Source organism: Streptomyces sp. NPDC051776 (assembly GCF_040681345.1).
In the GTDB taxonomy this organism is placed as follows: Bacteria; Actinomycetota; Actinomycetes; order Streptomycetales; family Streptomycetaceae; genus Streptomyces.
In genome coordinates, this window is the sequence record NZ_JBFAYQ010000045.1 from 1 (window position 1) to 18,101 (window position 18,101).

Genomic DNA, 18,101 nt, shown 5'->3' on the forward strand with positions numbered 1-18,101 from the left:
CAAGACCCCGGGGAGCTACCTTGCCGGCCTACACCTCCGCGCCTCGATGATCTGGATCAAGGACCTCACGCGAGCCGCCCCTTGATCACGACCAATTACGCTCCCTAGGGGCGCCCTCGGCCTTCCCGAAGGCTGAACGCGGGGCGAGCCCGGCCCCCGCATCTGTCCGGTCGCTCGATGGCCCCCGCATCTGTCCGGTCGCTCGATGGCGGGCTGCCTCGCGGCCCCTGCGGTCAGGCGCGGGCTTGAGCCGTCGGCCGTGCCCGAGCCTCAGCTGTGCCCGAGCCCACCGTGGGAGCGGGTCTGTTCGGTGGAGTGGAGATCCACCAGGGGCCCAGGCCACCTGGAGTGTTGGTTACTTCCCGCGTCCGGTGACGAAGTCGCGGGCCCGGTCGACGAGGCCGGCGCCGGGTGCCAGCAGCTTGTTTGCGGGCGGGGCGCTGGGGGCTGCGGGGTGAGGTCGGGTCGGGGCCGTCTTCTTGGCGGCCCGGATCTTGTCGCCGAGTTCGTCGAGCATCTCCTGCGAGCACGATTCGCGCAGCCGCACGAAGAGATTGTCCTCCTCGTCCTGCACGTGGTTGGTGACCTCCCGCTCGAGGCTGTTGACCATACGGGTGAAGTCCCCCTCGCCGGGTTCCAGCTGTTCCAGGCCTTTGAGGATTTCCTCGATCCGTGCGTGGTCGGCGAGCTCCCGATCGGCGAGGACCCCACCGTTCTGCACGTGCTCGCGTACGGCGGGGTAGAGGTACTGTTCCTCGGCCACGGAGTGGCGTACGAGTTCGATCGTGAGCTGATCGAGGAGGCTCTTGCGTTGGGGATCGCCCTCAGGCGTCGCCTTGATCTGGCCGAACATCTCCTCGACCTCGCGGTGGTCGCTGGTCAGCTCCGCGATGACGTCGCCGCCGTGTCCCATGGTGTGCCCTTCCTGGCTCGTGCCTGCCGGCGGATCTGTCGTCCGGCTGGACGATACGTCCCACGCCGCCGTTGACCACTAACCCCGCGTGCGCCGACTGACGGAGCGACACCCGCCCGCTCCACGCGGCGGGGCCGGTGAGTATGGAAGGAACTCTTCGCGCGCTCGTCGTCCGGCCTGCGTCCGGGGGATCTCGATTCCGAGGCTGCCTTCGGCGGGCTCGGCGGGCTCGGCGTCCGCCGGCGAATGTGGCGCCGTTTGCCTCATTGCGGTGAGCAAGGCCTGTGGTGGGGTACCCGTGGTGATCATGCCAGGACACCGGTTCCCCACCTACACCCGGCTCTCCCAGCTCGTCGAGGTGGTCGAGCACCGGGGGCCGGTCTTCGTGCGCTGGTCCCGAGGCCCCGGGCCGGATCTGGCCCGTGCACCCGAAAGCCAGGACACACTCACCGGAATCCGGATGTCCGGGCTCTCGGCAAATCCTCTGGACCCCGAGGACTGGTGGGACCGCCCGGCCAGGGTGTGGGTGGCGCGGCGGCTGTACGACTACAGCCACTTGGGCAGAGCCCACGGCCCGGGAATTCGCCCCTGGGTGCTCCATGGCCAGGAGCGCGGCCGCGGACCGGACAACGAACCTCTGGTGCAGAAAGCGGAGCCCATCGCCTGGATCGCGGACAGCGTGATCGAGGAAGCGGAAGCAGAAGTGGCTCAGCAGGCGGGCCCGTTGGGCCCGATGGACCGCCCGCAAGAGACCTCGACGAGCCGGGACAGCGAGCCGGCTGCGGACGTCGAGCACCGGTACCCCTATCAAGGAGGAGTGGACATGCCTGCAGGATCGAACCGCAAGCGTGAGCGTCAGTACGAGCACATCAAGGAGAGTCAGCAAGAGCGGGGCGCCTCCACCCGGCGCGCGAAGGAGATCGCCTCCCGCACCGTGAACAAGGAGCGCGCCCGCTCGGGCGAGTCCCGCTCGGCCAGTCGTACCTCCACCAAGGACCCCAAGTCCGCGCCCCAGCGCGGCGGCGAACGCTCGGGCAAGGGCCAGGGGCCGCAGGGGCCCACGCGCGACCAGCTCTACAACGAGGCCAAGCAGAAAAACATCAAAGGCCGCTCCTCCATGAACAAGGACCAGCTCGCCAAAGCCCTCGGTCGCTGACGCCCACGCCCAAGAAGCCGGACACCCGAAGAATGGGGCGTGGCCGCCGCTCACCCGCGCGGGCCACGCCCCTCTGCGGTGCACCACGGCGTCCGCCGAGATCGCCTGATCCTTCTCGTCCCGGCCGCTGGAGAGCGAACAACGGGAGACGGCCGGCTCGCGTCGGCATCCGGGCCGGCGCAGGCCAGGTCGTGTCCGATGCGGGTCAGGACGCCTTCCGCCTGGAGCGCGCAGTCTTGCCACCCGACGTACGGGACCTGCGGCCGGCTCCCGCAACGGCTTCCTGGAGCTCGTCCCGGCTCATGCCGGAGCGCCCCGGGATCCCCTCCTGCGTGGCTCGCTCGTAGAGGTCGGCCTTGGTCATCTCGCTGAGGTCTTCCGAACGGCTTTGGCTTCGCGACCGGGTTCGCGAACCACCTCGAGTACTGGCGGGTCTCCTGGTTCTGCTGGACCTGCGCTCGCCGCTGCCGCCCCGGGCCTGATCGACCGAGGCTTCCAGGGCGGACATGAGGTCGACGACCTTGGTCGAATCCGGTGCGGGCTCGGACTTCTCCACGGACTTCCCGGACTGTTTGGCCTTGACGAGGTCGCGAACGCGCTCCTGCGTGCGGTCGCGATAGTCGTGCGGATCCCACTCCATGGCCATCGCCTCGATGAGCTGCACCGCCATCTTGCGTTCCTTCGGTGACGCCTTCGCGGCGGAGGGCAGGTGCTCGAGGGTCGCGTGCGGATCGCGGACTTCGTCGGCCCAGTGCAGCGTGTGCATGACGACCACGCCGCCCTCGGTGTGCACCGCAACCAGGTACTCCTTCTGCCGCATGGTGAGCGTGGCGATCCCCGCGCGGCCGGACTCCTCCAGTGCGTCGCGCAGCAGCCCGTACGTCTTGCTGTCCGCATCCGATTTCGGCTGGACGAAGTAGGTGGCGTCGAAATAGATCGGCTCGATCTCTTCAAGATCGGCGAAGCCGGTGATCTCGATCGCCTTCGAACGTCCCGGAGTGATGTCGTCGAGCTCATCCGGCTCGATGATCACGTACTCGTCGTCGGCGTCGTAGCCCTTGACGATCTTTTCGTACGGGACTTCCTTGCCGGTGCGTTCGTTGACCCGCTTGTTCCGGAGCCGGTCGGAGGTGCCGCGCTCGAGTTGGTGGAAACGGACCGTGTGCGACTCGGTCGCCGTGACCAGCGCTACGGGCAGCGTCACGAGGCCGAAGGTCAAGGATCCCGACCAGACCGCGCGTGCCATGCTTGCCCGCCTTCGTCCATCGGCTCGCAACCAGGTGAGAGTCCCGAGGGGCCCTCGTACCCGATTTCCTCGGCTTTCCTTCTTTGTGCGCGGGCCGCGCACAAAGGCCGGGTGGCGAGGCGACTATTCGCCGTGACTCTGCTGTTGAGCGTCGATATTGGTGCTCAGCGCATCACCGGCTTCTCCGTCACCGGCATCCTCGGTGGTCTCCTCGGCCACTCCGCTCTCAGCGTCGCGCACCTCACGTTCCACCTCATCAGCCGCGGACTTCTGCCTCTTCTTGTGATCGCCCATCACAGGAACCTCACCTCTCCTTGAGAACGCGGTGCTGCCGGACATGAGCTGTTCGGCAGAGCGCCTCGCAGGGTGCGAATGACGAGGCGCGAGATGTGCAGAGAGACGTGTGCCCACCGTCCGAAGCACAGGATGCGAGTGCCCGGCGACCCCCGCGGGAAACCGCGCCGCGCTCAGGTCGCCGACCGATCGCAGCAGGTTGCGCGAAGGTGCGGCAGGGGATACGGGCGCCGGTCACCTCCAGTACGACGGCGGGCCCTATGCGCCAGCGTTCGCCGACCAGGGCCGCGCGCACGTCGATGCCGAGGGTGGTGAGGTTCTCGCCGAACGTGCCGTTGGGCAGCCGGCGCCCCAATTCGGATTCCCAGCCGTCCAGGTCCTCGCGTGCAAAGGCGTACACGGCCCGGTCGTCACCCCCGTGGGAGCGCAGATTGCACACCGCGTCCCCCGCCACGCCGCTGCCTCCCACCCCCGGACGGCCAGGCGGGCTCACCTGGACCGGTGTTTCGACCGGCTGCTTGTCGATGCCGGTGGTGTCGCACGGGGCATTGCTGCAGGCCGCGGGCTCGGCCGATCCCACGTTCACGCTGAGGATTTTCACGGCCTATTTGCCGCGGCCGGAGACGAAGTCGCGAGCCCGGTCGACCAGGCCGGCGCCGGGGGCGAGCAATTTGTTCCCGGGCGGGGTGCTCGGGGCGCCGGGGTGAGGCCGGGTGGGTGCGATCTTCTTCGCGGTGCGCACTTTCTCGCCGAGTTCCTCCAACGCGGATGGGGGACAGGCGTTGCGCAGCTGGACGAAGAGGTTGGTCTCCTCGTCCTGGACGTGGGAGGTGACGTCGGTCTTCAGCTTGATGACGAGGCGGTCGAAGTCCTTGTCGTCGGCGGTGCGTTCTTCGAGGTCCTTGAGGAGTTCTTCGACCCTGGCGTGGTCGGCGATTTCCCTGTCGGCGAGGTTGTCGCCTCCGGCGAGGTGTTCGCGGACGGCCGGGTAGAGGTACATCTCCTCGGCGACCGAGTGGCGCACCAGCTCAATGGTCAGCTGGTCCACCAGCCGTTTGCGCTCGCTGTTGCCCGGAGTTGTCTTCTCGATCTGTTCGAAGAATTCGTCGACTTCGCGGTGGTCCGTGGTCAGCTCCGCGATGACGTCTCCGCCGTGACCCATGACGGTCAGCCTCCTTCGGGTCGGTGCCTCCGCCGCCGTGGCAACCAGGCCGGTCCGGCGACGCGCAGCACGGGTTCCCAGGCGCTGGCGATGTCAAAACGTTGAAGGGACGGCTTTCTCCGAAGATGGCCCGACGTTCGCGAACTCGGCTGACACAGACGGGCCGGCGGACCCCGGAGGAGTGGGACAAGGCGCGACCACCGTCCAGGCGGCGATCTTCTTGTGCGCGGGCCCGCCGCTTCCCCCCGGCCTCTTCCCCCGCCTATTCCCCACCCCGTAGCCGGATTCCGAATGAAGTTTGTACACGGCGCGGCTCCTTAGGGGGCGAAAGCTGCATACAGGTCACCCGCAGCAGGCAACAGGCCGCTGCGTTCGGTCGGGCTTGCCCCTTGAGTTCACGGGTAATCGGTCCCCATGCGTCTTGGTGTAGTGGACGTCGGCTCGAACACGACACGTCTCGTGATCGCGGACGGAGAAGGGACGATTCCCTTGCCGGACCGCCGTGGCCACGTCGCGCACGTTCCAGCAGTTGGCCCAGCTGTGCGGGGCTGCTCGGGGCCGGGAGGGCCCGTTCGTCCACCGTGAGCTGTCGCGCAAGGCCCTTCGCGCGGCCACGAAGAAGCTGGCCTCCGCGCCGGCGGCCGAGCGGGCACGAATGCCGGGCATCACCCGTCCCCGTGCGAGGCAGTCCCTGGCCGGAGCTGTGGTCGCGGGTACGACGATGAAGATGCTCGGCATCGAGACCGTCACCATTTCTCCCTGGGCGCTTCGCGAGGGAATCCTGATCACCTATCTCGAAGGCGGTGACGTCACCTGGCAGGACGAGCCGACCGGCAACGGCGCGGGCGGGTCCGACCACGGGCCGGTCCACTTGCCGTCACCGCGGACCGCGTGACGCCCCGTCGGGGCCCGAACAAGCTCTCAGGAGCGGTCGGTTTTCCTCGCATGGTCTCGGGCATGCGCGAAGAAGTGCTTCGGAACGTAGGCACATCCGCGGGAGCAGCATGCTCCCTCGCATGCGCCCGATCGGACTACGGGCTGGGCTCTCGCGGCGGTCATGACGCCGTAAGGGGAGCTGTTTCTTCCATGCCGATCGCGCCCGCACAGGCCGGCACGACGATACGAGCAACACGATCCCGAAAGCACCCGCATGACGATGCGCCAGATACGTCGGCGGAGTTCGAGGAGATTGCCCGCCTTCCCGATGGCCCGGAGAAGGAAGGGCTGCGTCAGCAGGTCGTGGAGGCCTGGATTCCGATGGCGGACCGGCTGGCGCGCCAGTTCCGTCATCGAGGAGAGGCCCTGGAGGACTTGGAACAGGTGGCCGCCCTCGGTCTGGTGAAGGCGGTGAACCGCTACGACCCCGATCGCGGCGTTGCCTTCGAGAGCTTCGCCGTGCCCACCGTGGTCGGCGAAGTCAAGCGCCACTTCCGCGACTACACCTGGGGCATGCACGTCCCTCGCCGGGTTCAGGAACTGCGCAACCGAGTTCGCGCCGCACACCGCGAGCTCTCCCACTCCGTCGACGACCGGTCACCCGTCGTCGAAGAGGTCGCGGAGCACACCGGCCTGAGCGAGGACGAGGTCCGCGCCGGCCTGGAGGCCATCAACAGCTACAGCCCCCTCTCGCTGGATGCGGAGGCCCCCGGCTCCGACGACGGCTTCAGCCTCACCGACACGCTCGGTGCCCAGGAGACCGGCTATGACCGCATCGTCGATCGCGAAGCCGTCAAGCCGAAACTCGCGCTCCTGCCCGAGCGCGAACGGGACATCCTGTACATGCGGTTCTTCCAGGACATGACCCAACGCAGCATCGCCGAACAGGTCGGCCTCTCCCAGATGCACGTCTCCCGCCTGCTCAACCGCACCTGCGCCACGCTCTGCGAGCAAGTCCTGGCTGACGCGCGCTGAAGCAAGCGGATGCCGCCTTTCGACCGGAGGCCGGTCATGGGTGATCACGAAAAGCAGCACGAATCGGCAGCGGGCGAGGTCGAGGGTGAAGTGCGGGACGCCGAGAGGCGGATGGACGAAGGCGACGGGAGAGGCGAAGGAGAAGCCGGTGACGCACTGAACGTGAACAGTGACGTTCATTGGCTGAGCCGCGGCGAGGAACCCCCTCAGGGCAGTGATGGCCGGTGACGGAGCGGCAGGCGGAGGCCCCGGGCCGGGCCGTTCAGCTTGCCGACCGCAGCCCGGGCATTATGTCGGTGTCTTGGGTGGGAGCGAGGTCGGGGACCGGGGCCCCAGTCGGCTCTCTCCGCGGTCAGGGGCAGGGGCTCTCAACCGCTGTTGCGTGAGCGCTCCTCGATCACGTCGGTGACCGGCTTGGTCGTGCACTCTCTCTTGACAAGCGGTGACGAGAGCCGGTTACCTGACTGATCAGTTAGTCAATCCGTCCATGTGGCCCCGAGGTCCGCATGGAGGGTTCGGAGGGCCGAGAGGAGGGGGACCACAGTGCGAACAACCCTGCCCGGGACCGACTACCACGATCCGGCGATATTCGAGCTCGACCGTGAGGCCATATTCTTCAGGTCCTGGATCTGCGTGGGGCGTACTGAGGATCTCCTCGAAGCGGGGCAGTGGATCACAGCCGACGTCGCAGGTGAAAGTGTCCTCATAGCGCGGGGCAAGGACGACGCTCTCCGGGCTTTCTATAACGTGTGCCGCCACAGAGGATCCCGGCTGTGCGACGGAGACTCCGGCCGCGTGGGGTCTGCTTTCAGTTGTCCTTACCATGCATGGAGCTACACGCTCGACGGCAAACTGCGGGGGACTCCGAACGTCGACCGCAGTGAAGTCGTACGCGAGGACTACAGCCTCTGGCCGGTCCACATCGACACCTGGAACGGGTTCATCTTCGTCAACCTCGACAGAGGCGCACCGGCATCACTTCGCTCGGAACTGGCCAAGAGCAGTGGAGTCCTCGATCTTGAGCGGTTCGACCTGGCCGCCCTCCGGCGAGGATTCCGTACGGCCCATGATGTGCGGGCCAACTGGAAGATTCTCGTTGCCAATTACAACGAGTGTCTTCACTGCCCCACCGTGCACCCGGAGCTGGTGGACCTGGTCCCGGCCTTTCGCTCAGGATCCACGTTCGAGGAAGGACGAGACGATGGAGGCGTTTCCCTGGCCGCGGGGAGGAACAGCGTGGCCGACGCCCCGGACTCGAAGCTCCTTCCCATCCCCGGGATGACGGAGGAATCGGCCACCTCGTACTACGGGGCTCTCGTTTTCCCGGCCATGTTTCTGGACGTCAGCGGATGCGAAGCCATCGCCAGCATGATCCAACCGACCGGTCCCACGACCAGCAGGATCGTGACCGACTATCTGTTCCATCCCGAGAGCGTGAGCAGTCGGAACTTCGACCCCGGCCCCGTGGTCAGGTTCAACGAGCTGGTGGCTCAGCAGGACAACGCAGTCTGCGAGCGTGCCCAGAAAGGGGTCACGTCGAGAGCTTTCACCCACGGGATCTACCCTGAGAAAGACGCGGAGGTGTATGCATTCGACCTTCGCTATCAGCAACTACGCGACGGCATCGACGTCGCGCAACGTTGACGGCCCGGCTGAGTGCGGGCCTGCGCCGGGCTGTGTTCTCAAGAGGCCCACATGACGTGCTTACCTGCCGCGGCCGGAGACGAAGTCGCGAGCCCGGTCGACCAGGCCGGCGCCAGGGGCGAGCAACCTGATTCCGGGCGGCGTGCTCGGCGCGCCCGGGTGAGGCCGGGTGGGAGCAATCCGCTTGGCGGTGCGCACCTTCTCCCCGAGATCGTTGAGAGCCGACTGAGAGCACGCGTTGGCGAGCTGCGGGAAGAGGTTGGTCTCCTCGTCCTGGACGTGGGAGGTGACTTCGGTCTTCAGCTTGATGACGAGGCGGTCGAAGTCCTTGTCGTCGGCGGTGCGTTCTTCGAGGTCCTTGAGGAGTTCTTCGACCCTGGCGTGGTCGGCGATTTCCCTGTCGGCGAGGTTGTCGCCTCCGGCGAGGTGTTCGCGGACGGCCGGGTAGAGGTACATCTCCTCGGCGACCGAGTGCCGTACGAGCTCGATCGTGAGCTGATCGAGCAGGCGTTTCCGCTCGCTGTTGCCCGGGGCGGTTTTCTCGATCTGCTGGAAGAGCTCGTCGACCTCGCGGTGGTCGGTGGTCAGTTCCTGGACGACGTCTCCACCATGTCCCATGTCTTCAGCACCCTTTCCTGGTCTCTCGCCGCTCGCGCACCGCACCGGCCGGTGGCGTGCCACCGGTTCCCCCGCACCGTCACCCGCAAAACCCCGCAATCCGGACACCGTCCCAACAGGGGACACGAGCCGGAGCAGGCGGCTGTCTGCGGCCGGTGACCGAGCCTGGCCGGTCGGGGTGCCCCGCGCCCGGCCCCGGCTGCCGGGTGGCGCACCGGGTTCGGTAGGGCTGAACCGAGCGCTGACGCCCGGTGCGGAACCAGCCAGCGCTCACACATCCCGGTCACTGCTCTGACGTGGTGTTTTAGAGTGGAGTCCATCAGTTCCGGTGACAGGACCCGTGAGGTATTCGCGAACATGGCGACTGAAACGTTTGAGTTTCAGGTGGAGGCCCGTCAGCTGCTGCAGCTGATGATCCACTCGGTGTATTCGAACAAGGACGTCTTCCTGAGGGAGCTCGTCTCCAACTCCTCCGACGCGCTGGACAAGCTGCGCATCGAGAAGCTGCGGGACGATTCGCTCGACGCCGACGTGTCCGATCTGCACATCGAGATCGACATCGACAAGGACACCCGCACCCTCACGGTGCGGGACAACGGCATCGGCATGTCGTACGACGAGGTCGGCCGGCTCATCGGCACCATCGCCAACTCGGGCACCGCGAAGTTCCTCCAGGAGCTGCGCGAGGCCGAGGACGCGGGCGGGGCGGAGGGGCTCATCGGCCAGTTCGGCGTCGGGTTCTACTCCGGCTTCATGGTGGCGGACGAGGTCACTCTGGTGACCCGGCGCGCCGGCGAGAGCCAGGGCACCCGCTGGACCTCGCGCGGCGAGGGCACGTACACGCTGGAGACGGTCGGCGACGCGCCGCAGGGCACCTCGGTCATGCTGCACCTCAAGCCGGCCGACCCGGAGGACCAGCTCCACGACTACGCCTCGCCGTGGAAGATCAGGGAAACCATCAAGAGGTACTCGGACTTCATCACCTGGCCCATCCGGATGGTGCCCGAGGGGCCTGCGCAGGCCGACGAGGGCGACGACGCACCCCGCCCCGAGACGCTCAACTCCATGAAGGCGTTGTGGGCGCGGTCGCGCGACGAGGTGTCCGACGACGAGTACCACGAGCTCTACAAGCACATCGGTCACGACTGGCGCGACCCGCTGGAGACGATCCGGCTCCAGGCGGAGGGCACCTTCGAGTACCAGGCCCTTCTGTTCCTCCCCGCTCACGCGCCCCACGACCTGTTCACGCGGGACTTCCAGCGGGGGGTGCAGCTGTATGTCAAGCGCGTGTTCATCATGGACGACTGCGAGGCGCTGCTGCCGCCGTACCTGCGGTTCGTCAAGGGCGTCGTCGACGCGGCGGACCTCTCGCTGAACGTCTCCCGCGAGATCCTCCAGCAGGACCGCCAGATCGAGATGATGCGGCGACGGCTGACGAAGAAGGTCCTGTCCACGGTCAAGGACATGATGACCAAGGACCAGGACCGCTACGCCACGTTCTGGCGTGAGTTCGGCGCGGTCCTGAAGGAGGGTCTGGTCACCGACTCGGAAAACCGCGACGCCATCCTCGCCGTCGCCTCGTTCGCCAGCACGCACCACGACACCGAGCCGACCACGCTCAAGAGTTACCTGGAGCGGATGAAGGACGGTCAGGAAGACATCTACTACCTGACCGGCGAGTCCCGGCAGAGCATCGAGAACTCCCCGCACATGGAGGCCTTCCGGGACCGGGGCATCGAGGTGCTGCTGCTCACCGACCCCGTCGACGAGGTGTGGGCCGACGCCGTCGGCGAGTACGAGGGCAAGAATCTGCGGTCCGTCGCCAAGGGCCGGATCGACCTCGACACCAAGGACGAGGACACCCCCGACGGCGAGCGGGAGAAGCAGGCCGAGGAGTACGCGGGGCTGCTCGGCTGGATGAAGGAGCAGCTGGACGAGGAGATCAAGGAGGTGCGCCTGTCCTCCCGCCTCACCGTCTCCCCGGCCTGCGTCGTCTCCGACGCAGGCGACCTGCCTCCGGCCCTGGAGAACATGTACCGAGCGATGGGCCAGGAGGTGCCCAGCACCAAGCGGATCCTGGAGCTCAACCCGGACCACCGGCTCGTGAAGGGCCTCAACCGTGCGTACAAGGAGAGCGGGGAGCGGACGGATCTCGCCGAGACCGCCGAGCTCCTGCACGGCCTGGCGGTGCTTGCCGAGGGCGGTCAGCCCAAGGAACCGGCCCGGTTCGCCAAGCTGATGGCGGACCGTCTGGAGCGCGTGCTGTAACTCGGCGCACCCAGGCGTCGGAGGCCCGGCCCGAGAGGAATCGGGCGGGGCCTCCGACGCCTGGGGTTCGCCTTTTCCGGGCCCCTGTTTTGCCGTAACCGGTGGCATTCGGGGCCTGAGGTTCGTCAGCCAGGGTGGGCGGGGGTCTTGAGGACCCAGGAGTGGCCGGTGCACGCGCTGGGGAGGGGTGGGAATGTCTTGCCTTCCACATCGGTGCTGGTGAACTCGTGGCTCTCGCTGCAGTCGCACCGGTAGATCCCGCTCTGGGGGACCTTCTCGCCGGGGTGGTAGGTCTTCTCGTTCATGATCCTGTTGTACTGCCGCCCGGAGTGCCGGGCGGCAGGATCCCAGCACATTGGGGGAGCGGGGACGGCAGCCGACGGCGGCCGTCCCGGCCGGTGGAGGGGCACGGCGTCGCAGACGGGGGCCGGTTCCGCCCCATGGTGTTTCGAAGTACGGACGCTGATGCTGAAGGGGGGACACCTGGGAAGGAACCGGGTATGCGGCACTCCAAGCGCGTCTCCGACCGTCGGTCGGCCCGGCGAACATCACAAGGCGCCGACCCCCACAACAGCGCCCTGGAAGCGCTCCCCGCCGCCGCGTCCATGGAGCAGTCCGCCCCGCCCACGGAGCAGGAGGCGTAGGGACTGCGAGCGGAGATCGCCCAGCTGCGCGAGGCGATCGACCGGCGCCCCGTGGTGGACCAGGCCCGCGGCGTGATCATGGCCCTGGGCCCCTGTACGCCCGAAGAGGCCTGGGAGGTCCTGGTCGACGTCTCCCAGCACACCAACCGCAAGCTCCACGCCATCGCCTGCAGCATCGTCGACAGCACCGCCGGGCCCGATCTCTCCGAGGAGATACGTACCGGCTGCGCCAGGCGCTCCTGCGGGCACAGGCCCGCAGGAAGGCCTCAGGTGCGGCCGCCGACGACGGGCCCGGGGCCTGACCGAGGCGCAGCCGTTCGCGCCCCGGCCGGCGGGTGAGGGTGGAGAGCCGGTAGGGGAGCGCGGATGTCGTCGGACAAGCGGAGGTGGTCCCGGAGAGCATGCCGGCCCAGGTCGGTGAGAGCGACGGCGCGGCTGGTGCCGATCCGCTTGATCCAGCCGGAGTCGAAGGCATGCGTGCACAGGGCGGCTCCGACGGCTCCGGCCAGGTGGGGGCGGCGTTCGGTCCAGTCCAGGCACGAGCGGACGGGTGGGCGCCGTGTGGCGGATTGCTGCGCGATGCCGAGTTCGGCCAGCCAGGCGGTTCCGTCGGCGGTGAGCGTCAGCCCTCGCTCCCAGTCCAACATCCCCTTCTGGGTCATTGCGTCGGTGATCGCGACCCCGAGAGCGCCGGCGAGGTGGTCGTAGCATGTGCGGGCGTCGGCCAGTGCCCGGTTGCGGTTGACAGCGGACAACGAGCTGGGGGGAGCAGGGCGTCGAGGAGCCCTGGAGGCAAGTGTCTCGATCAGTTCGGCCGTCTCGGGATCGGCCAGGCGAACGTAGCGATGGCGCCCGTGGCGCTCCTGGCTGAGCAAGCCTCCTTCGACAAGGAGGTTCAGGTGCTCGGTCGTGGTCGAGGCGGCCACCCCGGCATGGCGCGCCAGTTCGGTCGCGGTCCACGCGCGACCGTCCAGCAGTGCCAGGCAGAAGCCTGCGCGCGTGCCGTCGGCCAGGAGTCCGGCCAGGGCGGCCAGGTCCGGGCCCTCGATGTGCGCATCATGGCTGTTCATCGCCGTCCATCATCCACCCGTGATGCTTCGGGGGGAACCGAAGGATCTCCGCCCTACCGTCGAGCCCATGAACACCGCGACGCCCGGCGGCGTGCTCAACGGCACGTCGGCCGATCACGTGACCATCACGCCGAGCATCCTGTACTTCGGAACGCCGGTCGTGCTGCTCTCGACGGAGAACGAGGACGACTCCTTCAACCTGGCGCCGATGTCGTCGGCCTGGGCACTCGGCCAGGTGCTCGTCCTGGGCGTGGGGGTAGAGGGACAGACCGCGCACAATCTGTGCAGCCGCCAAGATCTGGTGGTCAACCTGCCCGCGCCCGCTCAGTGGCCGGCGGTGGAACGGCTGGCGCCGTTGACCGGGCGCACCCCGGTACCCGTGGGCAAGCGCGGCACCTTTCGCTTCGAGCGGGACAAGTTCGCCGCTGCAGGCCTGCGTCCTGAGCCCTCCGAGCTGGTCCGGCCACCGCGAGTTGCCGAATGCCCCATCCAGTTGGAGGCCCGCGCGGCCCGGGTCCGAACCGACGCGACCGGAGCGTTCGTCATCGTCGAAGCCCAGGTGCTCAAGGTTCATGCCGATCCACGCATCGTCGTCCCCGGTTCCCAGCACGTCGACCCGGGCAAGTGGAGCCCACTGATCTACAACTTCCGCCACTACTACGGACTCGGGACGGAACTCGGCCACAGTTTCCGTTCGCAGACACCTCGGCGAAACCAGTGACTCGCCCGAAGCCGGGTGCCCGGGCGGGGGGACAGGAAAGGCATGGCCCCCGAGCCCCCTGGGGGTCCTCGACGGAGGCGGTTCACAGACCTGCACGGGTGAACGTCACATGCGTGACTCCGCTGGGCGAGGAGACGGCCTCGACCTCGTAGTCCTTCTCGAGGCCCTCCACTCCGTCCCAGAGGCGTACACCTCGGCCGAGCAGGATCGGAACCACCACGATGTGCATGTGGTCGATGAGCCCGGCGGCGAGGAAGTCGCGGATCAAGGTGGGTCCGCCGCCGATGCGTACGTCCTGGCCGCCCGCAGCCTCGCGGGCCGTTTCGAGAGCCTTGGCGGGCGAAGCGTCGAGGAAGTGGAACGTCGTCCCGCCTTCCATCTCGATCGACGGGCGCGGGTGATGGGTGAGGACGAAGGCCGGTGTGTGAAACGGCGGGTCGGCCCCCCACCACCCCCTCCACTCCGGGTCCTCGTGCCATCCGGGGTACCCGAACTTGCCGGCGCCCATGATCTCGGCGCCGATCCCCGGCGTGAACTGCCGCACGAAGGCGTCGTCGAGGCCGCTGCTCCCGCCGGGCCGGTCGGTCATCCGGTGCCACCACCGGGTGGCGAACATCCACTCGTGCAGCCTTTCGCCGGCGTGGCCGAAAGGCGCGTCATGGCTCAGACCCTCACCGGTGCCGAAGCCGTCGAGCGAGATGGAGAAGTTGTGGACGCGGGCGAGTGACATGACTGGCGACTCCTTCCCTCTGCTGGTTACGACTCATGAAACAGGCCCTGGGCGGGCTGCCCGGGGAGGCGGCCCCGGGCGGAGATCATGGGGGAGGTGGCGAGATCGAGGCGACCGGCCGCGATGTTGGCGAGGTGCCGCTCGATTTCCTCGTCCGTGGCGAGCCCTGCGGCGGTGAGACTGTCACGTACCTGGTGGACGGTGGCCGCCTCGAGAACGTCGCACTGGGGCGAGGCGATCGGGAAGTAGGCGTCGGCCCGGACGTCGTCGAGCCCGGCCTCGCGCAGCAGCCGCGGCAGTTTGCGTCCGTAGGCGAGGTCCGCGCCACGCTGCCGCAGCAGCTGACGGAAACCGCGGCGCAGCCGGTTGGCGAGCTCCTGCTCGGGACCGTACTCGTCTGGGCAGATCAGCGGCTGCAGGGCGGGGTCGGCGTCCTCGACCAGCAGCCATCCGCCGGGGCGCAGCGCCTTGACCATGGAACGCAGCGCAGCATCGCGGTCGGCGACGTGGACGAGGACCAGGCGGGCATGGACCAGGTCGAAGGCCCCGGCGGGCGGTTCGTCGAGGGCGACATCGTGGCGGAGCACCTCGACCCCCTCGGCGGCCGCCGTCTCGGTCCAGGAGATGTCGATGTCAGTGGCGAGCACGCGCCCGCGGGGACCGACGCGCTCGGCGAGCCACGCGGCGACCGTCGGCCCGCCGGCACCGACCTCCCAGCACTGCCACCCTTCGTCGATCCCGACAGCGTCGAAGTGCCGGAATGTCGAGGCGTCGAAGAGGGCCGACAGCGCATCGAAGCGGGTGCCCGCCTCGACCTGCCGATTGTCCAACAGGTATCCCTCGTCCTGACCCATGAACCGATCCTGCCACGGCCGGACGATGGTGGGGTTGCGCAGGTGGTGCCAGGGAGTGCCGCCTCGTGTTCGCAGAGCAGGTCGTGCCTCGCGCCGACCCGGAGTCAGAGGGCTCCGGTCACGGCGTTCGACCACAGAGTGCGACGCTGGCCGATCGACGACCTCGCGGCACAGGCCCGCGAAGCAGGATTCGCCGAAGTCGGCCGGATGCTGCGTAAGCCGCGCCAGGGGGAACGCCACCGCCCGGGACATCTGCTGCTGCGCGAAGGCAGGCAACCCGGGTGAAGGCCTGCCCGTCCAGGGCGTGGGCGTTCGCGTACTGATCGTGCAGGGCCCGGAGTCCGGTTGGAGGCGCGACCCCGCGGCGGTCAGCGGCAGAACTCAGCCGCCAGGATCGGCACTCCGCTCTCTTCGGGCGCCCCTGGCCAATCGGCGTTGTAGTTCAGCGCCACGACTCGGCTGCCGTCGCGGGTGGCGAAGGCTTTGCCCAGAGAGCCGGTGATGCGGGGGCCGTCGCCCCAGATCGCCTTCCCACAGGGCATGCGGAAGCGCACCAGCCCCAGCCCGTACCCTCCGGCCTCGGGATTCCTGGGATCGATCGGGACGGTCGAGGTCATCTCCTTCATCTGCTGGCGCGGCAGCAACTCGCCGCGGAGCAGGGAACGGTAGAAGCGGGTGACATCGGCGCCGTCGGAAATCATCTCCCCTGCCGCTCCGGCAGAGGACGGGTTCAGCTCGGTCACGTCCCGGGGCTTCGCGCCTTTGGAGAACTTGGCGTACGCCCGGCTGCTGGGCTGCGGCAGCCGGGGGTCGGTGCCGGGGACAGACGTGTTGCGCAGTCCGAGACGGTGGAGGATCCTGCGCTCGATCTCCGTGCCGTACGGGCGCCCGGTCACGCGATCGACGACCATCCCGGCCAGGATGTAGTTGGTGTTCGAGTAGTCGAAGCCTTTGCCCGGCCGGAACCGTGGCTTGTGCCGCATGGCGACGTCCACCAGTTGTCGCGGCGTCCAGGTGTCGTAGCGATGCTCGAAGAAGCCTGTGCCCGCGGTCTTCCGGGCGAACTCCTCGTCGGTGTTGTAGCTGAAGATGCCGCTGGTGTTGCGCAGGAGCTGTCGCAGCGTGACCCGTTGCCCGTCGTGGCCGTTGCCGCGCACCACACCGGGCAGCCACTTCTCCACGGTGTCGTCGAGGTTCAGCCGGCCCTCGGCCTCAAGTTGGAGCAGCACCGTGGCGACGAACGTCTTGGTCACCGAGCCGATGCGGTAGTGGTCGTGCGGCGAGCGCTCGCGGCCGGTCCGGACATCGCCGACGCCGGCCGCGTGGCGCCAGGAACCCTGCCGGTCGCGCACCTCGATCACGGCCCCGGGCACCCCGGAACGTACAGCGGCGTCGACCGCCTCCCGGGTCTTCGTATGGCTCTCCGGTGCGGAGTCCCGCACGGTGTCGGGTTCTGCGATCGCGGCGCGGGCGCCGAGAGCGGCGGCAGCCGCAGCCGCGGCCACCAAGGCCGCGGTGAGAACCTTCCCCGCCCTGGTTCGGGGCCGGTTGGGCCTCTGCCCGCCTGAATTCTCGGCCTGTGCTTCCGGCGTCGGCGGTGTCATGCATGCCTCCAGTGCGAATGTGGGGGATTTGGGGCACCGTCAGGCTAGAAAGCCGGTCCCACTCGCATCATCCGTCTCCGGACCGATTCACACCCGAGGTGATCGCCACCAAGTCCCCTAGGGGGCGCGGCCGTTGGCAATGTGAAGCGACGTCCATGCCCCCCCCGCCAAGGTCTGTCCGCCCGCGAGGCGTTCTGGTTGCGGTCGGATGCAAGGCGCGGCTGGATGCTCGCCCTCTCCGGGGTGTTCGGCCTCGCCGTGCTGCTCCTGCCGGGGCGGTCGGTGTCTCGCACTGTGCGTATGGCTCTCCTCGTCGGCCAGTGCTGATGGCTGTGGCCCTGATCCTGGCCGCCGCGGCGTAAGGCCTGACCGCTCGCTCCCGGAGCCCTGTTCTCGTGGAGGAGTTCGGCCCTCCACCTCCCTTCTCTGCCGATGGCATCCGACGGAATGGCACGGCCAACGCAAGCCCCGAAGGAATACGGCCGATCGGCCGGGTGGGGGACAAGCGCCCCCGGCCCGGCCGATCGTCATGCGTTCCCGCGCTTCACGCTACGGCTTGGGAGTGCACGGATTCCTGGAGACGCATTCCGCGAAGTGAAGCGAGGAGGTGATGCCCTTCAGGACTCCGTAGCTCTTGAACCAGTGGTGCTGGCAGTCCTCTCCCTGGACGTACTCGTCAATCATGAACTTGCGGTACTCGACCATCGGTTTGGTGTACCCGCGCTTGCCCGGGCCGACCTTCATGGTGTTCGTCACCGACCTGCCCCTGGTCACGGTCTTGGTGATGTCGTAGCTGGTCTTCGCCTCCACCTTGCCGATGCCCCAGTCCAGGCCGCCGCCGGCTTCGCGGCTGTAGGTGGACGAGCGGGTCTTGTCGGTCTTGATCTTGTACTTGAGCGTGGAGGTGGAAGAGCCGCCATTCCTCTTGCTGGCCGTGGGGCCGATGGCCTTGTACGTCGGGCGGCCCAACTTCGACACCTTGAAGTAGAACACCTCATTGCAGCGAGTCGGTTCCGCTGATGCCGTCGCCCCAGGAATCACGAACGACCCCAGAACGAGTGCGGAGGTCGCGAGGCCTGCGCCGACCAGTCGCCTCTTTACGTGGTTCATCTTTCCCCGTTTCTCCTGTGCGGCCCGCGAGTTGATCTCGCCGACCGGGGGATGGGGAGTCAACGGCGCTACTGCGGTCAACAGTTGCCCCTCCATCATCCCTCCTCGAGTCCTTTCTGCCGCATTGCTCGGTCGGACACTTCGAGCATCTGCGCT

Annotated in this window: 20 protein-coding genes and 3 pseudogenes; 11 read left to right on the forward strand and 12 right to left on the reverse strand. The window is 68.0% G+C overall.

Annotation, left to right across the window (positions count from 1 at the left end; translation table 11 throughout):
* Window positions 1-355: 355 nt before the first annotated feature.
* The gene (locus AB0M26_RS26165) at window positions 356-913 is read right to left on the reverse strand and encodes a hemerythrin domain-containing protein (protein WP_365264524.1); all 558 of its coding nucleotides are present in this window, start codon (window positions 911-913) and stop codon (window positions 356-358) included.
* A gap of 307 nt (window positions 914-1,220) precedes the next feature.
* On the opposite strand from AB0M26_RS26165, the pseudogene AB0M26_RS26170 reads away from it, so the two are divergent.
* Window positions 1,221-1,655, forward strand: a pseudogene (locus AB0M26_RS26170) (DUF6098 family protein); the annotation flags it as partial.
* Between the two features lie 81 nt (window positions 1,656-1,736).
* Window positions 1,737-2,069: a plasmid stabilization protein gene (locus AB0M26_RS26175; RefSeq protein ID WP_365264635.1), complete on the forward strand. Its 333-nt coding sequence runs from the start codon at window positions 1,737-1,739 to the stop codon at window positions 2,067-2,069.
* A 205-nt stretch (window positions 2,070-2,274) separates the two neighbouring features.
* Here AB0M26_RS26175 and AB0M26_RS26180 read toward each other — a convergent pair whose 3' ends face one another.
* The 4 genes from AB0M26_RS26180 to AB0M26_RS26195 all read right to left on the reverse strand — a co-directional run bounded on the left by AB0M26_RS26180 (window position 2,275) and on the right by AB0M26_RS26195 (window position 4,771).
* Window positions 2,275-3,315, reverse strand: a complete 1,041-nt coding sequence (locus AB0M26_RS26180; protein WP_365264527.1) for a Ku protein — start codon at window positions 3,313-3,315, stop codon at window positions 2,275-2,277.
* 123 nt (window positions 3,316-3,438) lie between these two features.
* A complete protein-coding gene (locus AB0M26_RS26185; protein ID WP_365264530.1) occupies window positions 3,439-3,609 on the reverse strand; it encodes a hypothetical protein in 171 nt (56 codons plus the stop codon).
* A gap of 10 nt (window positions 3,610-3,619) precedes the next feature.
* Window positions 3,620-4,210 carry an MOSC domain-containing protein gene (locus AB0M26_RS26190; protein ID WP_365264532.1) on the reverse strand — a complete coding sequence of 197 codons (591 nt, stop codon included), beginning with the start codon at window positions 4,208-4,210 and terminating at the stop codon, window positions 3,620-3,622.
* A 3-nt stretch (window positions 4,211-4,213) separates the two neighbouring features.
* Complete coding sequence (locus AB0M26_RS26195) at window positions 4,214-4,771, reverse strand: hemerythrin domain-containing protein (RefSeq protein WP_365264535.1); 558 nt, start codon at window positions 4,769-4,771, stop codon at window positions 4,214-4,216.
* A gap of 493 nt (window positions 4,772-5,264) precedes the next feature.
* Between AB0M26_RS26195 and AB0M26_RS26200 the strand changes: the two are divergent.
* The 4 genes and pseudogenes from AB0M26_RS26200 to AB0M26_RS26215 all read left to right on the forward strand — a co-directional run.
* Window positions 5,265-5,666, forward strand: a pseudogene (locus AB0M26_RS26200) (Ppx/GppA family phosphatase); the annotation flags it as partial.
* A gap of 191 nt (window positions 5,667-5,857) precedes the next feature.
* Window positions 5,858-6,682, forward strand: a complete 825-nt coding sequence (locus tag AB0M26_RS26205; RefSeq protein ID WP_365264538.1) for a SigB/SigF/SigG family RNA polymerase sigma factor — start codon at window positions 5,858-5,860, stop codon at window positions 6,680-6,682.
* A 36-nt stretch (window positions 6,683-6,718) separates the two neighbouring features.
* Window positions 6,719-6,910, forward strand: a complete 192-nt coding sequence (locus tag AB0M26_RS26210) for a hypothetical protein (protein WP_365264541.1) — start codon at window positions 6,719-6,721, stop codon at window positions 6,908-6,910.
* Window positions 6,911-7,225: 315 nt separating this feature from the next.
* The gene (locus tag AB0M26_RS26215) at window positions 7,226-8,326 is read left to right on the forward strand and encodes an aromatic ring-hydroxylating dioxygenase subunit alpha (RefSeq protein ID WP_365264543.1); all 1,101 of its coding nucleotides are present in this window, start codon (window positions 7,226-7,228) and stop codon (window positions 8,324-8,326) included.
* Window positions 8,327-8,386: 60 nt separating this feature from the next.
* On the opposite strand, the gene AB0M26_RS26220 is transcribed toward AB0M26_RS26215, so the two are convergent.
* Window positions 8,387-8,944: a hemerythrin domain-containing protein gene (locus AB0M26_RS26220; RefSeq protein WP_365264546.1), complete on the reverse strand. Its 558-nt coding sequence runs from the start codon at window positions 8,942-8,944 to the stop codon at window positions 8,387-8,389.
* A 357-nt stretch (window positions 8,945-9,301) separates the two neighbouring features.
* Here AB0M26_RS26220 and htpG point away from each other — a divergent pair, with 357 nt between their 5' ends.
* Entirely contained in the window at window positions 9,302-11,212 is a 1,911-nt protein-coding gene (gene htpG / locus AB0M26_RS26225) for a molecular chaperone HtpG (protein WP_365264549.1), read from the forward strand.
* A gap of 125 nt (window positions 11,213-11,337) precedes the next feature.
* Here htpG and AB0M26_RS26230 read toward each other — a convergent pair whose 3' ends face one another.
* Window positions 11,338-11,517, reverse strand: a complete 180-nt coding sequence (locus AB0M26_RS26230; RefSeq protein WP_365264552.1) for a hypothetical protein — start codon at window positions 11,515-11,517, stop codon at window positions 11,338-11,340.
* Between the two features lie 195 nt (window positions 11,518-11,712).
* Here AB0M26_RS26230 and AB0M26_RS26235 point away from each other — a divergent pair, with 195 nt between their 5' ends.
* Both AB0M26_RS26235 and AB0M26_RS26240 read left to right on the forward strand, forming a co-directional pair.
* Window positions 11,713-11,856: a hypothetical protein gene (locus AB0M26_RS26235; protein ID WP_365264555.1), complete on the forward strand. Its 144-nt coding sequence runs from the start codon at window positions 11,713-11,715 to the stop codon at window positions 11,854-11,856.
* Between the two features lie 24 nt (window positions 11,857-11,880).
* Entirely contained in the window at window positions 11,881-12,195 is a 315-nt protein-coding gene (locus AB0M26_RS26240; protein WP_365264638.1) for an ANTAR domain-containing protein, read from the forward strand.
* On the opposite strand, the gene AB0M26_RS26245 is transcribed toward AB0M26_RS26240, so the two are convergent.
* Complete coding sequence (locus tag AB0M26_RS26245; protein ID WP_365264558.1) at window positions 12,123-12,926, reverse strand: helix-turn-helix domain-containing protein; 804 nt, start codon at window positions 12,924-12,926, stop codon at window positions 12,123-12,125. The genes AB0M26_RS26240 and AB0M26_RS26245 overlap by 73 nt on opposite strands.
* A 67-nt stretch (window positions 12,927-12,993) precedes the next feature.
* On the opposite strand from AB0M26_RS26245, the gene AB0M26_RS26250 reads away from it, so the two are divergent.
* Window positions 12,994-13,647 (forward strand): flavin reductase family protein, encoded by a 654-nt coding sequence (locus AB0M26_RS26250; protein WP_365264560.1) that lies wholly within the window; start codon window positions 12,994-12,996, stop codon window positions 13,645-13,647.
* An 82-nt stretch (window positions 13,648-13,729) separates the two neighbouring features.
* Here AB0M26_RS26250 and AB0M26_RS26255 read toward each other — a convergent pair whose 3' ends face one another.
* Both AB0M26_RS26255 and AB0M26_RS26260 read right to left on the reverse strand, forming a co-directional pair.
* Complete coding sequence (locus AB0M26_RS26255; RefSeq protein ID WP_365264563.1) at window positions 13,730-14,377, reverse strand: dihydrofolate reductase family protein; 648 nt, start codon at window positions 14,375-14,377, stop codon at window positions 13,730-13,732.
* A gap of 26 nt (window positions 14,378-14,403) precedes the next feature.
* Complete coding sequence (locus AB0M26_RS26260) at window positions 14,404-15,231, reverse strand: methyltransferase domain-containing protein (protein WP_365264565.1); 828 nt, start codon at window positions 15,229-15,231, stop codon at window positions 14,404-14,406.
* A 102-nt stretch (window positions 15,232-15,333) separates the two neighbouring features.
* On the opposite strand from AB0M26_RS26260, the pseudogene AB0M26_RS26265 reads away from it, so the two are divergent.
* A pseudogene (locus tag AB0M26_RS26265) lies at window positions 15,334-15,516 on the forward strand (SAM-dependent methyltransferase); the annotation flags it as partial.
* Window positions 15,517-15,599: 83 nt separating this feature from the next.
* Here AB0M26_RS26265 and AB0M26_RS26270 read toward each other — a convergent pair.
* Window positions 15,600-16,835 (reverse strand): serine hydrolase domain-containing protein, encoded by a 1,236-nt coding sequence (locus tag AB0M26_RS26270; protein WP_365264567.1) that lies wholly within the window; start codon window positions 16,833-16,835, stop codon window positions 15,600-15,602.
* A 549-nt stretch (window positions 16,836-17,384) separates the two neighbouring features.
* Complete coding sequence (locus AB0M26_RS26275) at window positions 17,385-17,945, reverse strand: hypothetical protein (protein ID WP_365264569.1); 561 nt, start codon at window positions 17,943-17,945, stop codon at window positions 17,385-17,387.
* Window positions 17,946-18,101: the final 156 nt, after the last annotated feature.

Excerpts from the sequence above, each read along its gene's own strand:
- AB0M26_RS26165 (WP_365264524.1), bottom strand. The coding sequence starts at position 913 with ATGGGACACGGCGGCGACGTCATCGCGGAGCTGACCAGCGACCACCGC.
- AB0M26_RS26175 (WP_365264635.1), top strand. The coding sequence starts at position 1,737 with ATGCCTGCAGGATCGAACCGCAAGCGTGAGCGTCAGTACGAGCACATC.
- AB0M26_RS26180 (WP_365264527.1), bottom strand. The coding sequence starts at position 3,315 with ATGGCACGCGCGGTCTGGTCGGGATCCTTGACCTTCGGCCTCGTGACG.
- AB0M26_RS26185 (WP_365264530.1), bottom strand. The coding sequence starts at position 3,609 with ATGGGCGATCACAAGAAGAGGCAGAAGTCCGCGGCTGATGAGGTGGAA.
- AB0M26_RS26195 (WP_365264535.1), bottom strand. The coding sequence starts at position 4,771 with ATGGGTCACGGCGGAGACGTCATCGCGGAGCTGACCACGGACCACCGC.
- AB0M26_RS26205 (WP_365264538.1), top strand. The coding sequence starts at position 5,858 with ATGCCGATCGCGCCCGCACAGGCCGGCACGACGATACGAGCAACACGA.
- AB0M26_RS26210 (WP_365264541.1), top strand. The coding sequence starts at position 6,719 with ATGGGTGATCACGAAAAGCAGCACGAATCGGCAGCGGGCGAGGTCGAG.
- AB0M26_RS26220 (WP_365264546.1), bottom strand. The coding sequence starts at position 8,944 with ATGGGACATGGTGGAGACGTCGTCCAGGAACTGACCACCGACCACCGC.
- htpG (WP_365264549.1), top strand. The coding sequence starts at position 9,302 with ATGGCGACTGAAACGTTTGAGTTTCAGGTGGAGGCCCGTCAGCTGCTG.
- AB0M26_RS26230 (WP_365264552.1), bottom strand. The coding sequence starts at position 11,517 with ATGAACGAGAAGACCTACCACCCCGGCGAGAAGGTCCCCCAGAGCGGG.
- AB0M26_RS26235 (WP_365264555.1), top strand. The coding sequence starts at position 11,713 with ATGCGGCACTCCAAGCGCGTCTCCGACCGTCGGTCGGCCCGGCGAACA.
- AB0M26_RS26245 (WP_365264558.1), bottom strand. The coding sequence starts at position 12,926 with ATGAACAGCCATGATGCGCACATCGAGGGCCCGGACCTGGCCGCCCTG.
- AB0M26_RS26250 (WP_365264560.1), top strand. The coding sequence starts at position 12,994 with ATGAACACCGCGACGCCCGGCGGCGTGCTCAACGGCACGTCGGCCGAT.
- AB0M26_RS26255 (WP_365264563.1), bottom strand. The coding sequence starts at position 14,377 with ATGTCACTCGCCCGCGTCCACAACTTCTCCATCTCGCTCGACGGCTTC.
- AB0M26_RS26260 (WP_365264565.1), bottom strand. The coding sequence starts at position 15,231 with ATGGGTCAGGACGAGGGATACCTGTTGGACAATCGGCAGGTCGAGGCG.
- AB0M26_RS26270 (WP_365264567.1), bottom strand. The coding sequence starts at position 16,835 with ATGACACCGCCGACGCCGGAAGCACAGGCCGAGAATTCAGGCGGGCAG.
- AB0M26_RS26275 (WP_365264569.1), bottom strand. The coding sequence starts at position 17,945 with ATGAACCACGTAAAGAGGCGACTGGTCGGCGCAGGCCTCGCGACCTCC.